The 1737-nt window shown below is 68.4% G+C and carries 1 protein-coding gene; it reads left to right on the top strand.

The genetic code is table 11. The features are described from left to right. Positions 1-80: 80 nt before the first annotated feature. On the top strand, positions 81-1670 hold the full coding sequence (locus tag ACGG9C_RS16940) for a transposase (RefSeq protein ID WP_390178947.1): 1590 nt from the start codon (positions 81-83) through the stop codon (positions 1668-1670). Positions 1671-1737: the final 67 nt, after the last annotated feature.

Genomic DNA, 1737 nt, shown 5'->3' with positions numbered 1-1737 from the left:
GAGGCTGTCGCATGAATCTGCAGGTGATCGGGCGCGCCTGAGGCGGGTTTATGGCTGATCAGGGATGATTAAGTATGGTCGTGAATGTGCGTTCGGGTGATCGGGATCAGGGGTTTCTGCTGCCGCCGTCGGTGCGGGATTGGTTGCCGGAGGATCATCTGGCGTTCTTCGTGATCGATGTGGTCGCGGAGTTGGATCTGACGGCGTTCTACGCCGCGTTCCGCGCCGACGGGCGCGGCGGGGCCGTCTACGACTCGGAGATGATGCTCGGTGTGCTGATCTACGCGTACTGCACCGGGGAGCGCTCCTCCCGTCGGATCGAGAAGCGCCTGGTCGAGGACGTCGCCTACCGGGTGATCGCGGTGAACCAGTCCCCCGATCACGCGACGTTGGCGCGGTTCCGGGCGCGTCACCAGGACGCGATCGCAGGGCTGTTCTCCCAGGTCCTCGGGCTCTGCGTGAAGGCCGGGCTGGTGGACGCAGGACTGGTCGCGATCGACGGGACGAAGATCGAAGCGGACGCGTCGTACTTCGCCAACCGCACCCGCGACGAGCTGGCAGCTGCGGTCCTGGCCGAGGCGGCCGCCACCGACGCCGCGGAGGACGAGCAGCTCGGGGATCGCTCGGGGTCCGAGCTGCCGGACGACTGGGCCGGCGGGCAGGGTCGGCGGGGCCGGATCCGGGCGGCGCTGGCAGAGCTGGAGGGTCAGCCGGCGCGGGACTACGAGGCGCGGGTCGCGGAGCGGGCGGCGAAGGAAGCCGCCACCGGGAAGGGTCTGAGAGGGCCGAAGCCGTTGAAGGAGCCGGCGCGGCGGGCGCTGCCGCGGAGGGCGAACACGACCGATCCGCACTCGCGGATCATCGCCACCAATGGCGCAGGGGTGATGCAGGGCTATAACGCCCAGACCGCCGCGACGACGGGGCAGATCGTCGTGGCCGCGGAGGTCACCGCGACCGCGAACGACCAGCCCCACTTCATCCCGATGACCCAAGCAGTCATGGAGAACCTCGCCGAGACCGGCGCCGGGAAGGTCGGCACGTTCGTCGCGGACGCGGGATATTGGACGGCAGCCAGCGGCACTGCCGACGTCGGCGCGGACGTGTTGATCGCGACGCGGAAACCGGCCTGGCGTCGAGGCGAGACCCCCGATGATGACAAGCTCGCCATCCTGGCGAAGGTGAACCGCGGGGAGCTGTCCCTGCGGCAGGCCGGGGACATCCTCGGCGTCTCCTACACCTGGGTTAGAGACATGACCAAACGCTACTTCGGCAAAGACGGGCCACGGCAAGCCCGCACCGCCCAACCCGAACCCGACGAATGGATGCCCGTGATCGAGAAGCTCGCCCGAGGAGAGATCTCCCAGCGGGCCGCGATCGACGAACTCCAGGTCTCCCAGGGGCGGGTCAAGGCCATGCTCGCCCACGTCCGAGGCGAAGGTGTCGAGCCGGAGATCGCCCGCCGGGCCATGGACGCCAAGCTCGCCACCGAAACAGGGTCAGAGGCCTACCGGAAACGGCAGCACAGCATCGAACCCGTCTTCGGAAACGTCAAAGCCAACCTCGGCTACCGACGCTTCACACGACGAGGAATGCCCGCCGTCCACGCAGAATGGCGGCTGATCTGCAGCGCCCACAACCTCCTCAAACTCCGCACCGCGACCACCGCCTGAACGACGGGGCCACCCAGCCCCGCCGCCCCGGCTCATCCGGACCCATGCAGATTCATGCGACAGCCTC

It is taken from the genome of Microbacterium sp. MTN4-26, assembly GCF_042846595.1.
GTDB classification, from domain to species: Bacteria; Actinomycetota; Actinomycetes; order Actinomycetales; family Microbacteriaceae; genus Microbacterium; species Microbacterium luteum.
Note: the sequence above shows the minus strand (reverse complement) of the source record. Positions and strands in the feature narration are given on the sequence as shown.